Origin of the sequence: Maricaulis sp. (assembly GCF_034670125.1) — a bacterium.
GTDB lineage: Bacteria > Pseudomonadota > Alphaproteobacteria > Caulobacterales > Maricaulaceae > Maricaulis.
In genome coordinates this window covers 206,623-222,465 of sequence record NZ_JAXMOC010000003.1, presented here as the reverse complement: position 1 = coordinate 222,465, position 15,843 = coordinate 206,623, and the positions used below count along the sequence as shown (strand labels likewise).

The window sequence follows — 15,843 nt, the reverse complement described above, 5'->3', positions numbered from 1 at the left end:
CGGGAATGACCGAATGATTGAACGGAAAAACGCATGCCTATGAGAAATATTGCGATCTGGGCCGTGGTCCTCGTCCTGGTGATGGTCCTGGTACAGATGGTCGGTCGTTCGGCCGATCCGGCCACGACCCAACGCGGGCCGTCCTACTCGGATTTTCTGGATCGGGTGGAGCGCAATGAAATCGAAAGCGCGACCATTCAGGGCGATACGCTGTTCGCCGTGACCGGGTCCGGTGAGCGTTTCGAAGTGGTACTGCCGCCGTCCGATACCGAGACGGTTGGCATCCTGCGCGAAGCCGATGTGAACATCCGCGTCGAAGAACCCTCTGAAGAGGGCAATATCTTTCTGTCCATGCTGTTCAACTGGTTCCCGCTTTTGCTGCTGATCGGTGTGTGGATCTTTTTCATGCGCCAGATGCAGGGTGGCGGCCGCGGCGGCGCCATGGGCTTTGGCAAGTCGAAAGCCCGCCTGCTGACAGAGCACCATGGACGCAAGACCTTCGACGATGTCGCCGGGGTCGATGAAGCCAAGGAAGAGCTCCAGGAAGTTGTCGAGTTCCTGAAGGACCCGTCGAAATTCCAGCGCCTGGGCGGCAAGATCCCCAAGGGCGCCCTGCTGGTCGGTCCTCCGGGTACCGGTAAAACCCTGCTGGCCCGCGCTGTGGCCGGTGAAGCCAATGTGCCCTTCTTCTCGATTTCCGGTTCGGATTTTGTCGAGATGTTTGTCGGCGTCGGTGCCAGCCGTGTCCGCGACATGTTCGAGCAGGCCAAGAAGAACGCGCCCTGCATCATCTTCATTGACGAGATCGACGCCGTTGGCCGTTCGCGCGGCGCCGGTATCGGTGGCGGCAATGACGAGCGCGAACAGACCCTCAACCAGCTGCTGGTCGAGATGGACGGTTTCGAGACCAATGAAGGCATCATCCTGATCGCCGCGACCAACCGTCCTGACGTGCTCGATCCGGCCCTGCGCCGCCCGGGCCGTTTCGACCGCGAAGTCGTTGTCGGCAATCCGGACATTCTGGGTCGTGAGAAAATCCTCAAGGTCCACATGCGCGAAGTGCCGCTGAGCGAGGATGTCGACGTCAAGATCATCGCCCGCGGCACGCCCGGTTTCTCTGGCGCCGATCTGGCCAATCTGGTCAATGAGGCCGCCCTGCTCGCCGCCCGTCGCAACAAGCGCCGTGTTGCCATGCAGGAGTTCGAGGATGCCAAGGACAAGGTCATGATGGGACCGGAGCGTCGGTCCATGGTCATGACCGATGCCGAGAAGAAGCTGACCGCCTATCACGAAGCCGGACACGCCATTGTCGGTCTCAACATGCCGCAGCACGACCCGCTGCACAAAGTCACCATCATCCCGCGTGGCCGAGCCCTCGGCGTGACCTTCAACCTGCCCGAGGCTGACCGTCTCAGCTATTCGCGCCAGTATTGCGTGTCCCGGCTGGCCTCCCTGTTCGGTGGCCGTGAAGCCGAAATCATCGCGTTGGGCCCGGAAAACGTGACCAATGGTGCTGTCAGTGACATCCAGCAGGCCACCGGCATGGCGCGCGCCATGGTGATGGAATGGGGCATGTCCGAAACGCTGGGCCGGGTGCGCTATGAAAACCGCTCCTACGAAGCCCCGGCGATCTCCCCGGACACGTCCGAGCTGATCGACAAGGAGGTCCGCTCCCTGATCGAGGATGCCGAAACAACCGCGCGCCGTATCCTGACCGAGCGTCGGGCCGATCTCGACACGCTGGCCGAAGGTCTGCTGGAGTTCGAGATCCTGTCCGGCCAGGAGGTCAAGGACCTGCTGGACGGCAAGCGTCCTGAACGTCCGGACGAAACAACGCCGCCGCCGAATGATACGCCGAGCAGTGCCGTGCCAAGCACGGACGAAGAGCCGGACACCGGTCCGGAACCGCAAGGCGCCTGATCGGCCAGGCGCCAAAGAGACAAGACCCCGGATCCGCAAGGGTCCGGGGTTTTTCTTTGCCTTGCCGGAGGTTCGGGGTCGGCGTCAGGGTGTGCATCCATGTGGCGGCTTTTCAATTGTCGCGGCGAGGCGGTGCAGCGTATATCAGGGACAGGCAGTAGCTCCGCTGTCGCCGAGAAACGCTACGACATGGCCAAATTCCGTTCCCGTCGCCAAACCGGTCTGCCCTTCGTGATGGGCGTGTTGAATGTCACGCCGGACAGTTTTTCCGATGGCGGCGATTTCATCGACCAGGAAGCAGCGGTCGCGCGCGGTCTTGAAATGCTGGCGAACGGGGCGGACGTCATTGATGTCGGCGGCGAGTCGACCCGGCCGGGGGCCGCTCCGGTCACCGAAAAGGAAGAGATGCGCCGCGTCCTGCCGGTCATCAAGGCCCTGCGCGAGCGCACCGCGGCCCGCATTTCCATCGACACGTTCAAGCCTGTCGTGGCCCGCGCGGCGGTCGAGGCCGGGGCGGATATCTGGAATGATGTCATGGCCCTGCGCGCTGATGGCGCAGTTGAGGCGGCGGCCGAGCTGGGCGTGCCGGTGATCATGATGCACATGTCCGGCACGCCGCAGACCATGCAGGCCAATCCGCAATACGAGGACGTTGTGTCTGAGGTCTGCGATTTCCTGACTCAGCGCGCCGATATCGCAATGGCCAAGGGAGTCAGTGCGGACAGTATCTGGCTCGATCCGGGTATCGGCTTTGGCAAGTCACTCGATCACAACCTGGCGCTCATGCATGATCTCGATCAGGTCATCGGGCTGGGTTATCCGGTCCTTTTCGGCGCTTCGCGCAAACGCTTCATCGCGGCCATTGACGAGGGAGCGGCCGAGCTGGAGCGCCTCGGTGGGTCACTGGCGGCGGCCTTGCGGGCGGCGTCGGTCGGGGCGGCAATGGTCCGGGTGCATGATGTCCGCATGACGGTCCAGGCGCTCAAGGTCCAGGCGGCCATCCGCAAGGGGCGCGCCTGAATGGGTTACACGCTGTACGGCAAGGCGGGTTTTGGCTCGGTCTGCGTCGAGGCGGCGCTTGAACTGGTTGGCGCGGACTATGAGTTCGTCGAGGCCGACCCACTCGGTGACAAAGGTGAGCAGCGCCGGGTGCGGGCGGTCAATCCGGCCGGCCAGGTGCCGGCGCTGATCCTGCCGGACGACAGCCTGATGACCGAAAGTGCCGCCATCCTGATCTGGTTGGGGGATCGCTATCCGCAAGCCGGTCTGGCGCCGGCCTTTGATACGCCGGCGCGCGCCGTGTATCTGCGCTGGTTGTTGTTCTGCGCCTCGGCCATCTATTCGACCTTCACCCTCTCGGACGGACCGGAACGCTTCCACCCCGACAGCCGGACGCACGACATCCTGCTGGCCAGGGCCAATCAGCGACGGCTGGACCTGTGGACCTTGATGAACGACGCCTTCGACGGGCGGTCGGGTGTGTTTCTTCTGGGGGACCGAATGAGTCTGCTGGATGTCTATGTGGCAATGATCAGTCGCTGGGATCCGGGGCGGGCAGCCTTCGCCGAGGCCGCACCGGCGCTGGTGTCGGCAGTCGAAGCGACCGAGGCCGATCCGGTTGTCGCCGAGGTCTGGGCCCGCAATTTCCGGATGGATGGCTGACCGGCATGGCGTTTCTCACCAATCCCTGGACGTTGCTGGTGCTTGGTGGCATTTGCGAGATGGGCTGGGCGCTGGGCTTCAAATATGTCCGCAGCGACGCGCCCTGGTGGCAACATGCGGCGGTGCTGGCCGTTCTGGCAGCATCGATGGCGCTGTTGTGGGTGGCCATGAAATCCCTGCCCGCCGGCACCGCCTACGCGGTATGGACCGGGATCGGGGCGCTCGGCGTCGCCACGCTCGGTATTCTCGTCTTCAACGAACCGGCCACACACATGCGGCTCTTCTTCCTGGCCCTGATCCTGATCGGGATCATCGGCCTGAAGGCGGTCAGCGGCGAGAGCTAGCCGAACGGATCATCGATCGAGTGCGACGGCTCGGTGAACCAGCGCGGACCGGTCGGGGTCATGTAGAAATGATCCTCCAGCCGGATGCCGAACTCGCCCGGCACACAGATCATCGGCTCGTTGGAAAAGCACATGCCGGCCTCCAGCGGTGTGTCGTCCCCGCCGACCAGGTAGGGCCCTTCGTGGATGTCCAGGCCGATACCGTGACCGGTCCGGTGCGGAATGCCGGGCAGGGTATAGTCGGGACCCAGCCCCCGCTGTTCGGCCTCGGTGCGCGCGGCGGCATCGACCGCGCTGCAGGCGACCCCGATCTGCGCCGCCTGGAAGGCCGCCAGCTGACAGGCCTTCTCGGCGTCCCAGATCTCGCGCTGATGGTCGGTCGGCTCACCGAACACATAGCTGCGCGTGATGTCGGACTGATAGCCGTGAATGGCACAGCCGGTATCGATCAACACCATATCGCCTTCATTCAGCGTCTTGGGATTGGCGACACCGTGCGGGAAGGCCGTGTCCGGCCCGAACAGGACGATGCAGAAAGTCGAACCGCCCGGTGCGCCGACGGCCTTGTGCGCGGCGTGGATGAAGTCTGTAACTTCGCCGGTGGATATGCCCGGGCGCAGGACGCGTGCGACCGCAGCATGCACGTCGAGTGTCGCCGTCTTGGTTGCCTGCATCAAGGCGATCTCCTCGGCATCCTTGATCATGCGGCCGGACAGGATGAGCTCGCTGGCATCGCTGGTCTCGCCCGCGCAGGCTGCTGAAATGGCGTTGGCAGTGACCAAGGGTGTCGTCGGGTCCAACCCGATCCGCCCGTTCGCGCCGTCGAGGCCGGCCAGCAATGCGAACGGGGATTCATGCTCTTCCCAGCCAGCCAGCGGGGCCGGTAGCTGCATGAAGGCCTCCAAGGTGCCGGTCTCGAAGGCCGGACCGAGATAGGTCAGACCGCCATCGGCGGTGACAAGGGCGCCGACCAGGCGCTCCGAGGCGCGCCAGCGCAGGCCGGTATAATAGGTCAGATTGGTTCCGGCATTGAGCCAGACCGCATCCAGACCGGCGGTTTTCATGCGTTTGCGCAGCGCGTCGAGGCGTTCGGTGAGACGCTCGGTTGATATCGGCTGACAATGGCTGAGTTGGTCTGTGAGCCGTCCGAGTTCCGCTTCAGCGGTCGAACCGCCTACACCGCGTGTCATTGAGCTGACTGGCATTTGTGTCTCCCGAAAAAGGGTCTGCTGTTCAGACCGGCGGCGGTCAGAGCGTTTCCAGGATCGCCTCGACGCGTTTCATGTCGTCGGGCAGCTCGCTTTCAAACCGCAATGCCTCGCCGGTCACCGGATGCTCGAAACCCAGGATGGCGGCGTGGAGGGCCTGGCGGCGAAAGGCGCGCAGCGTCCCGCTGTCATCATCATACTCCAGCAGCCGCCCGCGCTTCTGGCCGTAGACCGGGTCTCCCAGCAAAGGACAGTTTATATGCGCCATGTGGACACGGATCTGGTGCGTGCGACCGGTTTCAAGCCGACACTCGACCTTGGCTGCCATGCCCGTCCCGATCGCGGCTCCCTCGGCCTGGCCGAAGCGTTTCAGCGTGGTGTAATTGGTGATCGCATGCTTGCCGGCTTCCGAATTGGGGTCGTGCGGAACCTCGAACTTCTTGCGGTCTCGCGAGGAGCGGGCCAGCTGCGTCGCGATCCGCCCCGCCTTCGGGCTGGGCGCGTTGCGGGTGAAGGCGATATAGGCGCGTTCAACGGTGTGACGGGCGAACTGGATGCTCAGCCCCTTGTGCGCCACATCCGATTTGGCCACCACCATGACGCCGGAGGTCTCCTTGTCGAGCCGATGCACGATTCCGGGACGTTCGACGCCGCCAATGCCGGACAGGGACCCGGCGCAGTGGTGCAGGAGGCCGTGCACCAGTGTCCCGGTCCAGTTGCCGGCGGCCGGATGGACCGACAGGCCGGCCGGCTTGTTGAGCACGATCAGGTGCCCGTCCTCGTGCAGGACATCGAGATCCATGGGCTCCGGCACCGGTGTATCGGCTCGCGGTTCCGGAATGCCGACGGCATACAGCCCGCCGGCCATCACCTTGGCGGACGGGTCTGTCACGGCGATTCCGTCCAGCGAAACCTGACCGCCTTCAATCAGGGTCTTGAGGCGGGAGCGCGAGAGCGACTCCACGGAGGCGGCCAGCCAACGATCCAGGCGCTGCCCGGCATCTTCGTCGGCGGCTTCAAGTGTGCGGGTTTCGGCGATATCGGTCATGCGGCGACACTCTCCCAGCTGATGCCCGAATGCAACGCGTCCGCTGATCCATGCAGCCGGTGACTTAGCTGTCACGCGCGTTCAGGCAAAGTGTCATCGCCAGCGGGCGGGCGGGATAACCCGATCACGGTGGGACGCACGGCTGTTCGCTGGCGGCCATCAATGCGGCGCGAGCGCTTGCAAGACCACGCCTGCTGCGTCCATTCTGGCGCCCGAATTCAATGTGACGCGACCAGCATCGATGGCGCGGTGGGGACCTATCATGACCAAGACAAATCTGACACGCCGGACTGCCCTGATCGGTGCCGCCGGCGCTGGCCTCGCCGTTTCGTCCTGCTCGAAGTCACCGGACGTGTTCCAGCCGGTCGACAATGGTCATTTCAATCACGGTGTGGCGTCCGGCGATCCGGACCAGTCCAGCGTCATGTTGTGGACAGCTCTGACCAATGACGGCGGTGGCTACCGCGGGGTGGAAGTGGCACGGGACGAGACCTTCACCGACATTGTTTTCGAGCAGGGTGACGCGATCCGCTATGTGATGATGCAGCCGTTGGGAACGCTGAAAATCCTGGCGACCGGCCTCGAGCCTGGCGCGACCTATTACTACCGTTTCCGCCTCAATGACGCGTACTCGCCCATCGGCGTAACCCGCACCCTGCCGGAAGGCGCGCTGGACCAGTACCGGATCGGCGTCTTCTCCTGTTCCAACTTCCCGGCGGGTCATTTCAACGTCTATCGGGAAGCCGCCGTCAATGGCGATCTCGACCTGGTCATCCATCTGGGTGATTACTTCTATGAGTACGGGGCCGGGCAGTATGCGACCGGGAATTCGGAAGCCATGAACCGGGTGCCCTCGCCAGCGCACGAAATCATCAGCCATGCCGACTATGTCGAGCGCCATGCCCAGTACAAATCCGACCCGGACCTGCAGGCCCTGCACGCAGCCGCTCCCTGGATCATGGCTTGGGATGATCACGAGACCGCCAATGATGCCTGGCGCGATGGTGCCGAGAACCATGATGAAAGCGAGGAGGGCGCCTGGGCCGACCGGCGCCTGGCAGCCCTGCGCGCCTGGTATGACTGGCAGCCCGTCCGCGAGCCGGAGAACGACCTGCGCCAGCGGCGCGGTCATTTCGAGATCGGTGATCTGGCCACGCTGTGCCTGCTGGAGAGCCGGCTGATCGCTCGCGATGAGCAGGTCGGACTGGACAGCTTCCCGCTGGCCTCCGATGCCGACGACACCGACCCCGCCAATCTGGAAGCGGTCGCGGCCTGGAAGCGGGACGTCATCGGTGACGAGGACCGGACGCTGCTGGGGCCGGATCAGATCGACGATATCCAGTCAGCTTGCGGCGCCTCCAGGGCGGCCGGCAAGCCGTGGCGCATTCTCGCCAACCAGGTCATCATGGGGCGCGTCGATTTCCCGAACTTTGCCACGGAAATGCCCGGCTGGCTGCGCTGGTGGGCGACGCGCAACAACGAGTTCGCCCGCAATTTCATCATGAGCACGCGGTTCGGGGTCCCGTTTGGTCTGGACATGTGGGATGGCTATCCGGTGGAACGCGATCGGCTCTATGCGGCCTTGCGCGCGGTCGATGCCGACATCATCACCCTGACCGGGGATGTGCATTCTTTCTGGGCCAATGACCTCATCGATGGCGATGGCACCCGGATCGGCACCGAGCTGGTTGCGGCTTCGGTGACCAGCCCGTCACCGTTCTCCGGTTTCAAGGCACCCGGCGTTGACTACGGCCAGATGATGGTCGAGGCGAATGCCGATGTCGCTCACTGCAACATGGAAGATCACGGCTATATCCGCCTGACCCTGACGCCCGACGCAGCCGACGCCGAGTACATCAAGGTCAGCGATATCCTGACCCGCGATTATCGCGCCAGCGTTGAAAGCCGGTGGCGGGTGCTTCCTGCGGTCAACGGAGCGGTTCCGGCGATGGAGCGCGTCGGTTGAAGCCGGCACCGGACGCGGACGGCAACGTGCCCGTCGGCTGGGACAGGCTGTTTTGATAGCTCACCCAGAAGTCAATCATGGCAGGCCAGATTCGGTTGACGAGCTCGATCGGCAAGCCATGCAGTTCAGCCGACCGACGGGCATTGGACAGCACCGCCTCCTGACGTTCGGCGTCAACGATTGCAAGGTTTGAGGAGGCCTTCAGTCGCGCCGCCCGGGTCACCAGGCGGTGCCGCCGCGCCAGCAGGCTGGCCAGGGCCGCGTCGACGGCGTCGATTTCCCGGCGGACCCGATCGAGCGGCGACCGTGTCATTGCGTCGACCACTCCATGCCCGGCCGCGCGCCGAGATAACCGTTGACCACGGGGCGGTCGAGTACATCGGCTGTCAGCGCATCCTTGAGCTCCGGAGGAGCGATCTGATCGTCGAGAAAACTCCGGAAGACTGCGGCTACCCGAACCATGTCAACCGTATGCGGTGACAGGCGCACGGCGGCGATGCCGGCGCGCCGCAAGTCAAACGAGGGTGTTGTCGCCAGGTGAACGCCGTCCGACAGGGTCTGCAGGCCGTTGAAGGCAAGAAATGCGGCGCCGTCGACAGTGCTGACGGTTTTCCCGTCCGGGTCCTCTTCACAGAAATAACGGCAACTGTCCTTGTTCAGACCGTGAAAACGCGCGTGGTAGCAGCGACCGGAATGAGCCAGTGGCAGCCGACCGAAGCCGAACAGCTCGATCAGAATGTCCGGGCGTGCGGCATGGACCGCGCGGATCGCATCGAGTGACATTTCAACCGGCGGGCACCAGCGGATGCAGCCCTCATCCTGCAGCGCAGCGAGGGCGGTTTCATTGTAGATGTTGAGCATCGGGCCTGCTGTAAAAGCCTTGCCATTCCGTGCGGCGAGCGCGCCGACATCATTGACCTCGATTTCGGAGTCGAAGGTGGACAGCGCTGCGGTGGCGTTGCGTTCGCGCTTGTTGGTTGGCGAGCAGAGCGTGGACCAGACTACGGTCTTGCCAGCACGCTCCAGCCGTTCCGCTGCATCCACCAGGGTTGCTTCCAGCAGCGGGCTGCGTTTGCCGCACACAACCTCACCCACATAAACGCGATCAATGACGGATTCGTCGGCTATGCGTGCGTAGAAATCGGCCAGGGTCTGAACCGGCCAGTTGAAAAACAGGGGGCCGAGTGTGAGTTCAATGGATCCGGTCATCGCCACGTCTTCCTGTATGCGCCGGTCGTAGACCGGTGCCCTTCCGTCATGTCGTCCAGGGCCGCAGCTTGCGACAGGCGGTTGCCGTCCCCCGTCTGCAGTTGATCAATGGCATTGCGAAACTCCCGGGTGACCCGTTCGACATAGGCCTTGCCGCGTTGGCGACCCTCGATTTTCAGGGCTGTGACTCCTGCGTCGGCAAGCTCGGGAAGGACGTCCAGCGTGTTCAGGCTGACCGGGTCCTCGAACAGGTGCGCCGTCTTGCCGCCTGCACTGAACTTTCCTTTGCACAAGGTCGGATATCCGATCGGCTTGCTGTGGGTTTCGCATTGAATGGTGAGGCCCGACAGCCGCGCTGACTTGTACTCGGCATCGCGGGTGTAACTGACAGCCTCGGCCGGCGAGCAGACGCCCGACAGGTTGGGTGACCGCCCGGTGACAAAGGATGACAGGTGGCAGCGCCCCTCGGTCATCACGCACAGGCCGCCGAACGCGAAGGCTTCAATCTCGACATTCACCTCGGCGGCGAGGGTGCCGATTTCGGGAATGCTGAGAATGCGCGGCAAGACCACACGCTTGACGCCAAACCGGCGGGCGTAGAACTCGACCGCTTCGGCTGTTCCGGCGGCCGCCTGAACGGACAGGTGGAGGCGCAGGTCGGGATAGCGCTCTGCCGCATGATCCAGCACACCGATATCGGCGGCGACGATCGCGTCTGCGCCTGCCTCACGGGCGCAGCGGACGGCATTTTTCCAGGGCCCCGTATGACCTGCGGCAGCGAATGTATTGATGGCCACTATCACACGGGCGCCGAACGCATGGGCGAATTCGACGGCGTCCCCCAGCTCGGCTTCAGAGAAGTTGAGGCCGGGAAAATTGCGGGCATTGGTTTCGTCACGCAGGCCGCAGTAAACAGTGTCTGCACCCGCGCGGACCGCCGCCTTGAGTGTCGCGGGTGTGCCGGCAGGTGCCACCAATTCGAAGGGGGAAGGTTGCATTCATCGGGCTCCTTGCCGCACGGGATGATCAGATCCGGCGTGCCAGCGAGGCCGGCTCGGGAGATCCAGCGGGAGAAGGTCGGCGAGTGTCAGCTCGGCCTCTTCAAGGGCATTGCGCAAGCCGACAACCAGCCCGGTGTCTCCTTCGATCCACAGGTCGTTCGAGAAGAAGACCGCATCGCCGTCCTCGCGGCCTTCGAAGACATTGATCAAGGTCCGGATCGGCGCCTCAATCCTCGCATCACTCGGCCGGGTGTCGCGGCAGGCGACGGCCCGGACACGCGGATCGCGCCCGCCCAGCGAGATCAGGAAGCGGACAGGCATATCGGTTGGCGAAATGCAGATGGTCCGGTCTTGCGACAGGTTCATCCGGTCGAAAACATCGGGTCGATTGCGGAAAATCCGGCGCAAGGCGGCCGACAGGCCCAGCGACACCGGTAGCAGCATGACGTCGCATGCACCTTGAACGAGGCTCGTATGCACGGCCTGCACGCTGGGCAGGCGAGGACGGGAATGGATGTTTCGTCGTGCTGGCATGGTCCGTGGATCTCATTGGGGGCTTTGACGTTTCAGGCCCCTGTCATGACATCGATACACTCCTGAATTGATATTTATCAAGTATTGCGGATGCGACAAACGCGCACATCGAACGGGTTTGCAGCGACCGTTGAAGTCCCATCGCAATGCTGTGGGGCGTATCAAGGATGTTGCCGGGCGGCGCGCCGGCGCGCTCGACCATGCGCATGAAGCTGTCACGCGGATTGGAGTTGGCCTTGTGCCCGCTGCCAACCGGAGAGGCATCGGCCAGGCGTGCCTTCGGGGTCAAAATTAGGTCTTCACGGTCCCGACGGTTAGTTTGACTGTCGTGGAAACGGAGATTGGCGATGCGCAGCTATCTGTTGGGCGCTCTGTTTGGCCTGCTGGCAGGGAGTGTTTCGGCACAGGATATCCAGACGATCGAGCGACCGTTGATCATCGTCGAGCTGCGCGGCGAGGCACCGGGCTGGGCGCCCGAGATCGTGATCGAGCTCGATGGTGCCGAATTGTTGCGCACGCGCGTATCGTCACGATGGCAGGACGTCGCGGTGCGGCTGCCCGATGGCCATGAAAACGCCAGAGCTGTGAGTGTCGGGCATGTGACGGAACGCTGCTCCGGCAACAGTCTATTTTGCAACTCCGCTCAGGCCGAAGTGTTTCTGCGTGAAATCACGTTCGCGGGCGACAGCCTGCGCGCCTCCAATGCCACAATCGAGCGTTCAGGCGAACGGCTTTCCCCGGGCGAGACCCGGTATTTCCTGCGGGGTATTGAGTTCAGCCAGGCAGACCAAACCGCCGAGGGTATCGCCTATGTGGACGATCTGCTTCAGGCAGGCGAGCAATCCGCAGCGGACGCGAATGACAAGCCGCAGCCTTGCCAAGGCGGGGATACCCGTTGTGAAACCGACGAGACCGGGGACATCGAACGCCCCCATGGCCTGGATGTTGATTGCGATCCCGACATTCTGGCTAGTGAGCCAGACGACGCCGAATTTCGCCGCCTCAACGCCTTGCTGGCAGCCCGGATGTCGATCCTGGATGAGGTGCACGCAGCGCAGGAGGGCTATGAAGATCTGAAACTCGAGCTTTGGCATGAAAACCCGGACAATCACTATCCGGGAATGGATGAGGCGCCGCGATTTCTGGAGCTCATGCCGGACGACATTGAGGCGGCATCCCTGTCGGATTTCCAAGCGGGCATCGCTCATCTGCGAGGGTTGGCCTCGCTTCCTGCAGCCCCATACGGGGCCGGCGCCATCGAGCCGGCTGCGATCAACGAGGCCATTGGCTGGCACGCGCGGTTCATAGCCGCGCTCGAGCGCCTGGAACGCGCCGAGCGGGCCATGAGCGATCTTCGTGCAGCCCTCAGCTGCGACTGACTAGCCTAGGCGCGCTCGACCAGGCGCATGAAGCGATCCTTGAGATCGCGGTCATTGCGGAATTCGCCGGTGAAGGTGGTGGTGATGGTCGAGACATTCGGGTGGTGCACGCCACGCGTGGTCATGCACTGGTGCTTGGCATCGACCAGAACGGCGACGCCGCGCGGTTCCATCGCTTCGGTCAGCGCGTCGGCGATCTGGGCGGTCATGGTCTCCTGCGTCTGCATGCGCTTGGAGAAAATCTCCACCACGCGGGCGATCTTGGAGATGCCGACCACGGCTTTCGACGGCAGGTAGGCGACATGGGCCACACCCATGATCGGCGCGAGGTGGTGTTCGCAATGGCTCTCGACATCAATATTGGTCAGCATGACCATGTCGTCATAGCCCTGCACGTCCTCGAACGTCTTGCCGAGTGCCTTGAGCGGGTCGGCGTCGTAGCCGGAGAACCATTCTTCATAGGCCTTGACCACGCGCTTGGGCGTGTCGAGCAGGCCTTCGCGGCTTGGGTCATCACCGGCCCAGGAGATCAGGGTGCGTACGGCAGCTTCGGCTTCTTCACGGCTAGGCTTGGTCTTGGCGGCGGCTGCCAAGCGGGCAGCGTCAGGGGTCATGGCGTCCATCCTTGCGGATCCTTTCGTTGACGGGTCGGCCTGCCATTTACGGGCAAACCGTAGTTCCGGTTTCCGGATCGCGGATATTGATGACAGATGAAACCTGCCGCGACCTGTAATCCTGTGCTATTGCGCCTGCGCGCACGGCGTTATTTAGGCGCTGGCGGCGCGGTTTCCAATCATTGTGCCGCATGCGGCACGAAATTTTTCAGTATCACACCAGACCAAAGACGGGTTTCCCCATGACTTCGCTCACCCTTTTCGACACGATGGCGCGCCGCAAGCGCGACTTCGAACCGACCGATCCTGGCCGGGTGACAATGTATGTCTGCGGACCGACCGTCTATTCCTACGCCCATATCGGCAATGCCCGTCCGGCGGTCGTCTTCGACACGCTGTTCCGCGTCCTGCGTCGCCTTTATGGCGAGGACCAGGTGATTTACGCCCGCAACATCACAGATGTGGACGACAGGATCATCGAGACGGCGCGCGAGAGCGGCAAGCCGATCGAGGATATCACCTCCCATTATGCCGACATCTACCGGGCCGACATGGGCACGCTGGGTGTCACCCTGCCGACCATCGAGCCGCACGCGACCGGCCACATCCCCGAGATGATCGGCATGGTGCAAAACCTCGTCTACAGCGGTCACGCCTACGAAGCCGACGGTCATGTCCTGTTCGACGTGTCGTCCTACGAGAAATACGGGCGGCTCTCCAACCGTGATCTCGACGAGATGATTGCCGGGGCACGGGTCGAAGTGGCGAGCTACAAGCGCAGCCCGGCCGATTTCGTGCTGTGGAAACCGGCCAAGGATGACGAGCCCGGCTGGGACAGCCCCTGGGGCCGTGGTCGTCCGGGCTGGCACCTCGAGTGCTCGGCGATGAGCGAGAAGCATCTGGGCAAGACGATCGACATTCATGGCGGCGGAACCGACCTGGTCTTCCCGCACCATGAAAACGAGATCGCCCAGTCGGTCTGCGCCCACAAGGGCGCCCCGATGGCCAATTACTGGCTGCATAACGGTTTTCTGACCATGGGCACCGACAAGATGTCCAAGTCACTGGGCAATGTTCAGCTGGTGCATGACCTGATCAAGGATCATCCCGGTGAAGTGCTGCGCTATGCGCTGCTGACGGCGCATTACCGTGCGCCGCTGACCTGGACGGCAGACCTGCTGGCCAAGACCCGTCGCTCGCTTGACCGGATCTATGGTGTCCTGCGCCGTCTCGGCGATGTCGAAGCGACGCCTGGCGATGTGCCCGCGGGTTTCCTGGAGGCCCTGCACGACGATCTCAACACGCCCAAGGCCCTGTCCGAGCTGTTCCAGCTCGCCGGCAATGCCAACAAGGCGCTCAGCGATGTCGAGAAGGCCCGCGCCAAGGGTGAGCTGCTGGCGGCGGCCGGCATGCTCGGTCTCGGCCAGTCGGATCCGGATGCCTGGTTCGGCCTCACCGATCTCGATCCGGCCGAGCGGGCGAAAATCGATGACCTGATCATCCGCCGCCAAACCGCGCGTGAAGAGAAGGACTGGCCGACGGCCGACGCCGTTCGCGACGAGCTCAACGCGCTCAAGGTTCAGGTCGATGACGGGCCGGAAGGCTCGACCTGGCGCAAGCTGGGTTAGGGCGATGGCGCTCAAGGGCTTCAATGTGATGCTTCAGGCCGAGGACGCCGTGGGAGAATGTTTCGTCTCCTACGGCGTCGTCGCTGCCGATGCCGATGCCGCTGCCAAGCTGGCCGAGGGTGCGGCCCTGTCGGAAGGCTTCTGGGCCGTCGAGATCGAGGATGCCTGGGAGCCGGAGCCGGAAGAAGGCGACGAGCCGCTGGGCGACATCCCCGAAGTGCTGGGCCGGACCGAGCCGACCTATCTCGACGAGGATGATTACGAGGAGGACTGATCGGACCGGGTCGTCTCGCTTCGCAGGCAGAGGCACTGGCGCAGTCCGGCATTTCTCCCTAAATTGTCTCCGACATGAGCAATGATCTCTACTCCAATGCCGTTCTGCGGTTGGCGGCGGATATTCCGCGCATCGGGCGTCTCGCCCGGCCGCACGCGTCTGCGCGCAAGGTGTCGCGGCTGTGCGGATCGGAGATCGAGGTGGATATCGCGATGGCCGGAACGCGGGTCGGGGATTTGGCCCTGCGTGTAAAGGCGTGTGCGCTGGGACAGGCCTCCGCGGCCATTCTCGGTCGCCATGTGATCGGCGCGTCCCAGAAAGACCTCGTCAGGGCCCGCGACCAGCTAAAGGCGATGCTGAAAGAGGGCAAGCCGGCCCCCAAGGGTCGCTTCGCCGAGCTCGCCCTGCTGGAAAGCGCGCGGGCCTATCCCGCCCGGCACCAGTCGGTCATGCTGGCCTTTGAAGCGGTTGTCGATGCCGCTGCCACCGCGACGCGCGGCCGGGCGGCCACACCGCAAAACACCCCGCTGACTGGCTAGGGCCGTCCGCTCCTGCCACGCCGGCAGGGGGCGGTGGACGGTCCGCAAGGCAAGCTACCTCACCCCGATACTTTACTGCGGTCCGCGAAACGCGCTTCATGTCCACGGTGGACAGCGCGCACGGCGACGTTAAAAGGCTTGATTCCATATGCGTTCACGCGAACGGAGATGGGGGCTGGAAAGCCCGGTTGCCGGCATCATGCTGATCGGACTTCGTGCCTATCAGCTGAGCCTGTCTCCGGTCTTCTACGCCCTCGGCATCCGCTGCCGGCATGAACCGACCTGCTCGCACTATTCCATGGACGCGATCCGCGCCCAGGGACCCTGGCGCGGCGGCTGGTTGACGCTGGGGCGGCTGGGCCGATGCCGGCCCGGCGGCACATTCGGTGTCGATCCGGCCCCCCGCGAACGCAACCAAGCGCCCTGGTGGGCGGTCTGGCGATTCAGATCGAAACCGGGACGCATGACGGACGACAGGCTTCCGCCGGCAGACCACGCCGACGACAAGGACATGTGA

Annotated in this window: 18 protein-coding genes; 10 read left to right on the top strand and 8 right to left on the bottom strand. The window is 63.7% G+C overall.

Features of this window, described 5'->3' with window-relative positions:
* Positions 1-33 precede the first annotated feature (33 nt).
* The 4 genes from ftsH (at position 34) to VOI18_RS07270 (ending at position 3,926) form a co-directional block, all read left to right on the top strand.
* A complete protein-coding gene (gene ftsH, locus VOI18_RS07285) occupies positions 34-1,920 on the top strand; it encodes an ATP-dependent zinc metalloprotease FtsH (protein WP_323761738.1) in 1,887 nt (628 codons plus the stop codon).
* A gap of 189 nt (positions 1,921-2,109) precedes the next feature.
* Positions 2,110-2,940 carry a dihydropteroate synthase gene (folP, locus tag VOI18_RS07280; protein WP_323761737.1) on the top strand — a complete coding sequence of 277 codons (831 nt, stop codon included), beginning with the start codon at positions 2,110-2,112 and terminating at the stop codon, positions 2,938-2,940.
* The gene (locus VOI18_RS07275; RefSeq protein WP_323761736.1) at positions 2,941-3,582 is read left to right on the top strand and encodes a glutathione S-transferase family protein; all 642 of its coding nucleotides are present in this window, start codon (positions 2,941-2,943) and stop codon (positions 3,580-3,582) included.
* Positions 3,583-3,587: 5 nt separating this feature from the next.
* Positions 3,588-3,926 carry a multidrug efflux SMR transporter gene (locus tag VOI18_RS07270; protein WP_323761735.1) on the top strand — a complete coding sequence of 113 codons (339 nt, stop codon included), beginning with the start codon at positions 3,588-3,590 and terminating at the stop codon, positions 3,924-3,926.
* Here the strand turns inward: VOI18_RS07270 and VOI18_RS07265 are convergent.
* Complete coding sequence (locus VOI18_RS07265) at positions 3,923-5,131, bottom strand: Xaa-Pro peptidase family protein (RefSeq protein WP_323761734.1); 1,209 nt, start codon at positions 5,129-5,131, stop codon at positions 3,923-3,925. The genes VOI18_RS07270 and VOI18_RS07265 overlap by 4 nt on opposite strands.
* Before the next feature lie 43 nt (positions 5,132-5,174).
* Positions 5,175-6,182: an RluA family pseudouridine synthase gene (locus VOI18_RS07260; protein ID WP_323761733.1), complete on the bottom strand. Its 1,008-nt coding sequence runs from the start codon at positions 6,180-6,182 to the stop codon at positions 5,175-5,177.
* Between the two features lie 262 nt (positions 6,183-6,444).
* On the opposite strand from VOI18_RS07260, the gene VOI18_RS07255 reads away from it, so the two are divergent.
* Positions 6,445-8,148, top strand: a complete 1,704-nt coding sequence (locus VOI18_RS07255) for an alkaline phosphatase D family protein (protein ID WP_323761732.1) — start codon at positions 6,445-6,447, stop codon at positions 8,146-8,148.
* Here VOI18_RS07255 and VOI18_RS07250 read toward each other — a convergent pair.
* Genes VOI18_RS07250 through VOI18_RS07230 form a run of 5 tightly spaced genes read right to left on the bottom strand, consistent with a single transcriptional unit; the run spans position 8,111 to position 11,181 of the window.
* On the bottom strand, positions 8,111-8,461 hold the full coding sequence (locus VOI18_RS07250) for a chorismate mutase (protein ID WP_323761731.1): 351 nt from the start codon (positions 8,459-8,461) through the stop codon (positions 8,111-8,113). The two genes, VOI18_RS07255 and VOI18_RS07250, sit on opposite strands and share 38 nt — an antisense overlap.
* Positions 8,458-9,357, bottom strand: coding sequence for a ubiquinone anaerobic biosynthesis protein UbiV (gene ubiV, locus VOI18_RS07245; RefSeq protein ID WP_323761730.1), 900 nt, complete (start codon positions 9,355-9,357; stop codon positions 8,458-8,460). Before ubiV ends, VOI18_RS07250 begins: the two co-directional genes overlap by 4 nt.
* Positions 9,354-10,355, bottom strand: a complete 1,002-nt coding sequence (ubiU, locus tag VOI18_RS07240; RefSeq protein ID WP_323761729.1) for a ubiquinone anaerobic biosynthesis protein UbiU — start codon at positions 10,353-10,355, stop codon at positions 9,354-9,356. The genes ubiV and ubiU overlap by 4 nt, the downstream gene beginning before the upstream one ends.
* Positions 10,356-10,892, bottom strand: coding sequence for a ubiquinone anaerobic biosynthesis accessory factor UbiT (ubiT, locus tag VOI18_RS07235; RefSeq protein ID WP_323761728.1), 537 nt, complete (start codon positions 10,890-10,892; stop codon positions 10,356-10,358).
* A 43-nt stretch (positions 10,893-10,935) separates the two neighbouring features.
* Positions 10,936-11,181 (bottom strand): hypothetical protein, encoded by a 246-nt coding sequence (locus VOI18_RS07230; protein ID WP_323761727.1) that lies wholly within the window; start codon positions 11,179-11,181, stop codon positions 10,936-10,938.
* Between the two features lie 58 nt (positions 11,182-11,239).
* Here VOI18_RS07230 and VOI18_RS07225 point away from each other — a divergent pair, with 58 nt between their 5' ends.
* Positions 11,240-12,271: a hypothetical protein gene (locus tag VOI18_RS07225; protein ID WP_323761726.1), complete on the top strand. Its 1,032-nt coding sequence runs from the start codon at positions 11,240-11,242 to the stop codon at positions 12,269-12,271.
* A 5-nt stretch (positions 12,272-12,276) separates the two neighbouring features.
* On the opposite strand, the gene folE is transcribed toward VOI18_RS07225, so the two are convergent.
* On the bottom strand, positions 12,277-12,894 hold the full coding sequence (gene folE, locus VOI18_RS07220) for a GTP cyclohydrolase I FolE (protein ID WP_416374869.1): 618 nt from the start codon (positions 12,892-12,894) through the stop codon (positions 12,277-12,279).
* A gap of 233 nt (positions 12,895-13,127) precedes the next feature.
* On the opposite strand from folE, the gene cysS reads away from it, so the two are divergent.
* From cysS to yidD, 4 genes are all read left to right on the top strand, one after another.
* Complete coding sequence (gene cysS, locus VOI18_RS07215; protein WP_323761724.1) at positions 13,128-14,513, top strand: cysteine--tRNA ligase; 1,386 nt, start codon at positions 13,128-13,130, stop codon at positions 14,511-14,513.
* Between the two features lie 4 nt (positions 14,514-14,517).
* A complete protein-coding gene (locus VOI18_RS07210; protein WP_323761723.1) occupies positions 14,518-14,787 on the top strand; it encodes a hypothetical protein in 270 nt (89 codons plus the stop codon).
* A gap of 74 nt (positions 14,788-14,861) precedes the next feature.
* On the top strand, positions 14,862-15,326 hold the full coding sequence (locus VOI18_RS07205; RefSeq protein WP_323761722.1) for an iron-sulfur cluster assembly scaffold protein: 465 nt from the start codon (positions 14,862-14,864) through the stop codon (positions 15,324-15,326).
* A gap of 148 nt (positions 15,327-15,474) precedes the next feature.
* Positions 15,475-15,843, top strand: a complete 369-nt coding sequence (yidD, locus tag VOI18_RS07200) for a membrane protein insertion efficiency factor YidD (RefSeq protein WP_323761721.1) — start codon at positions 15,475-15,477, stop codon at positions 15,841-15,843.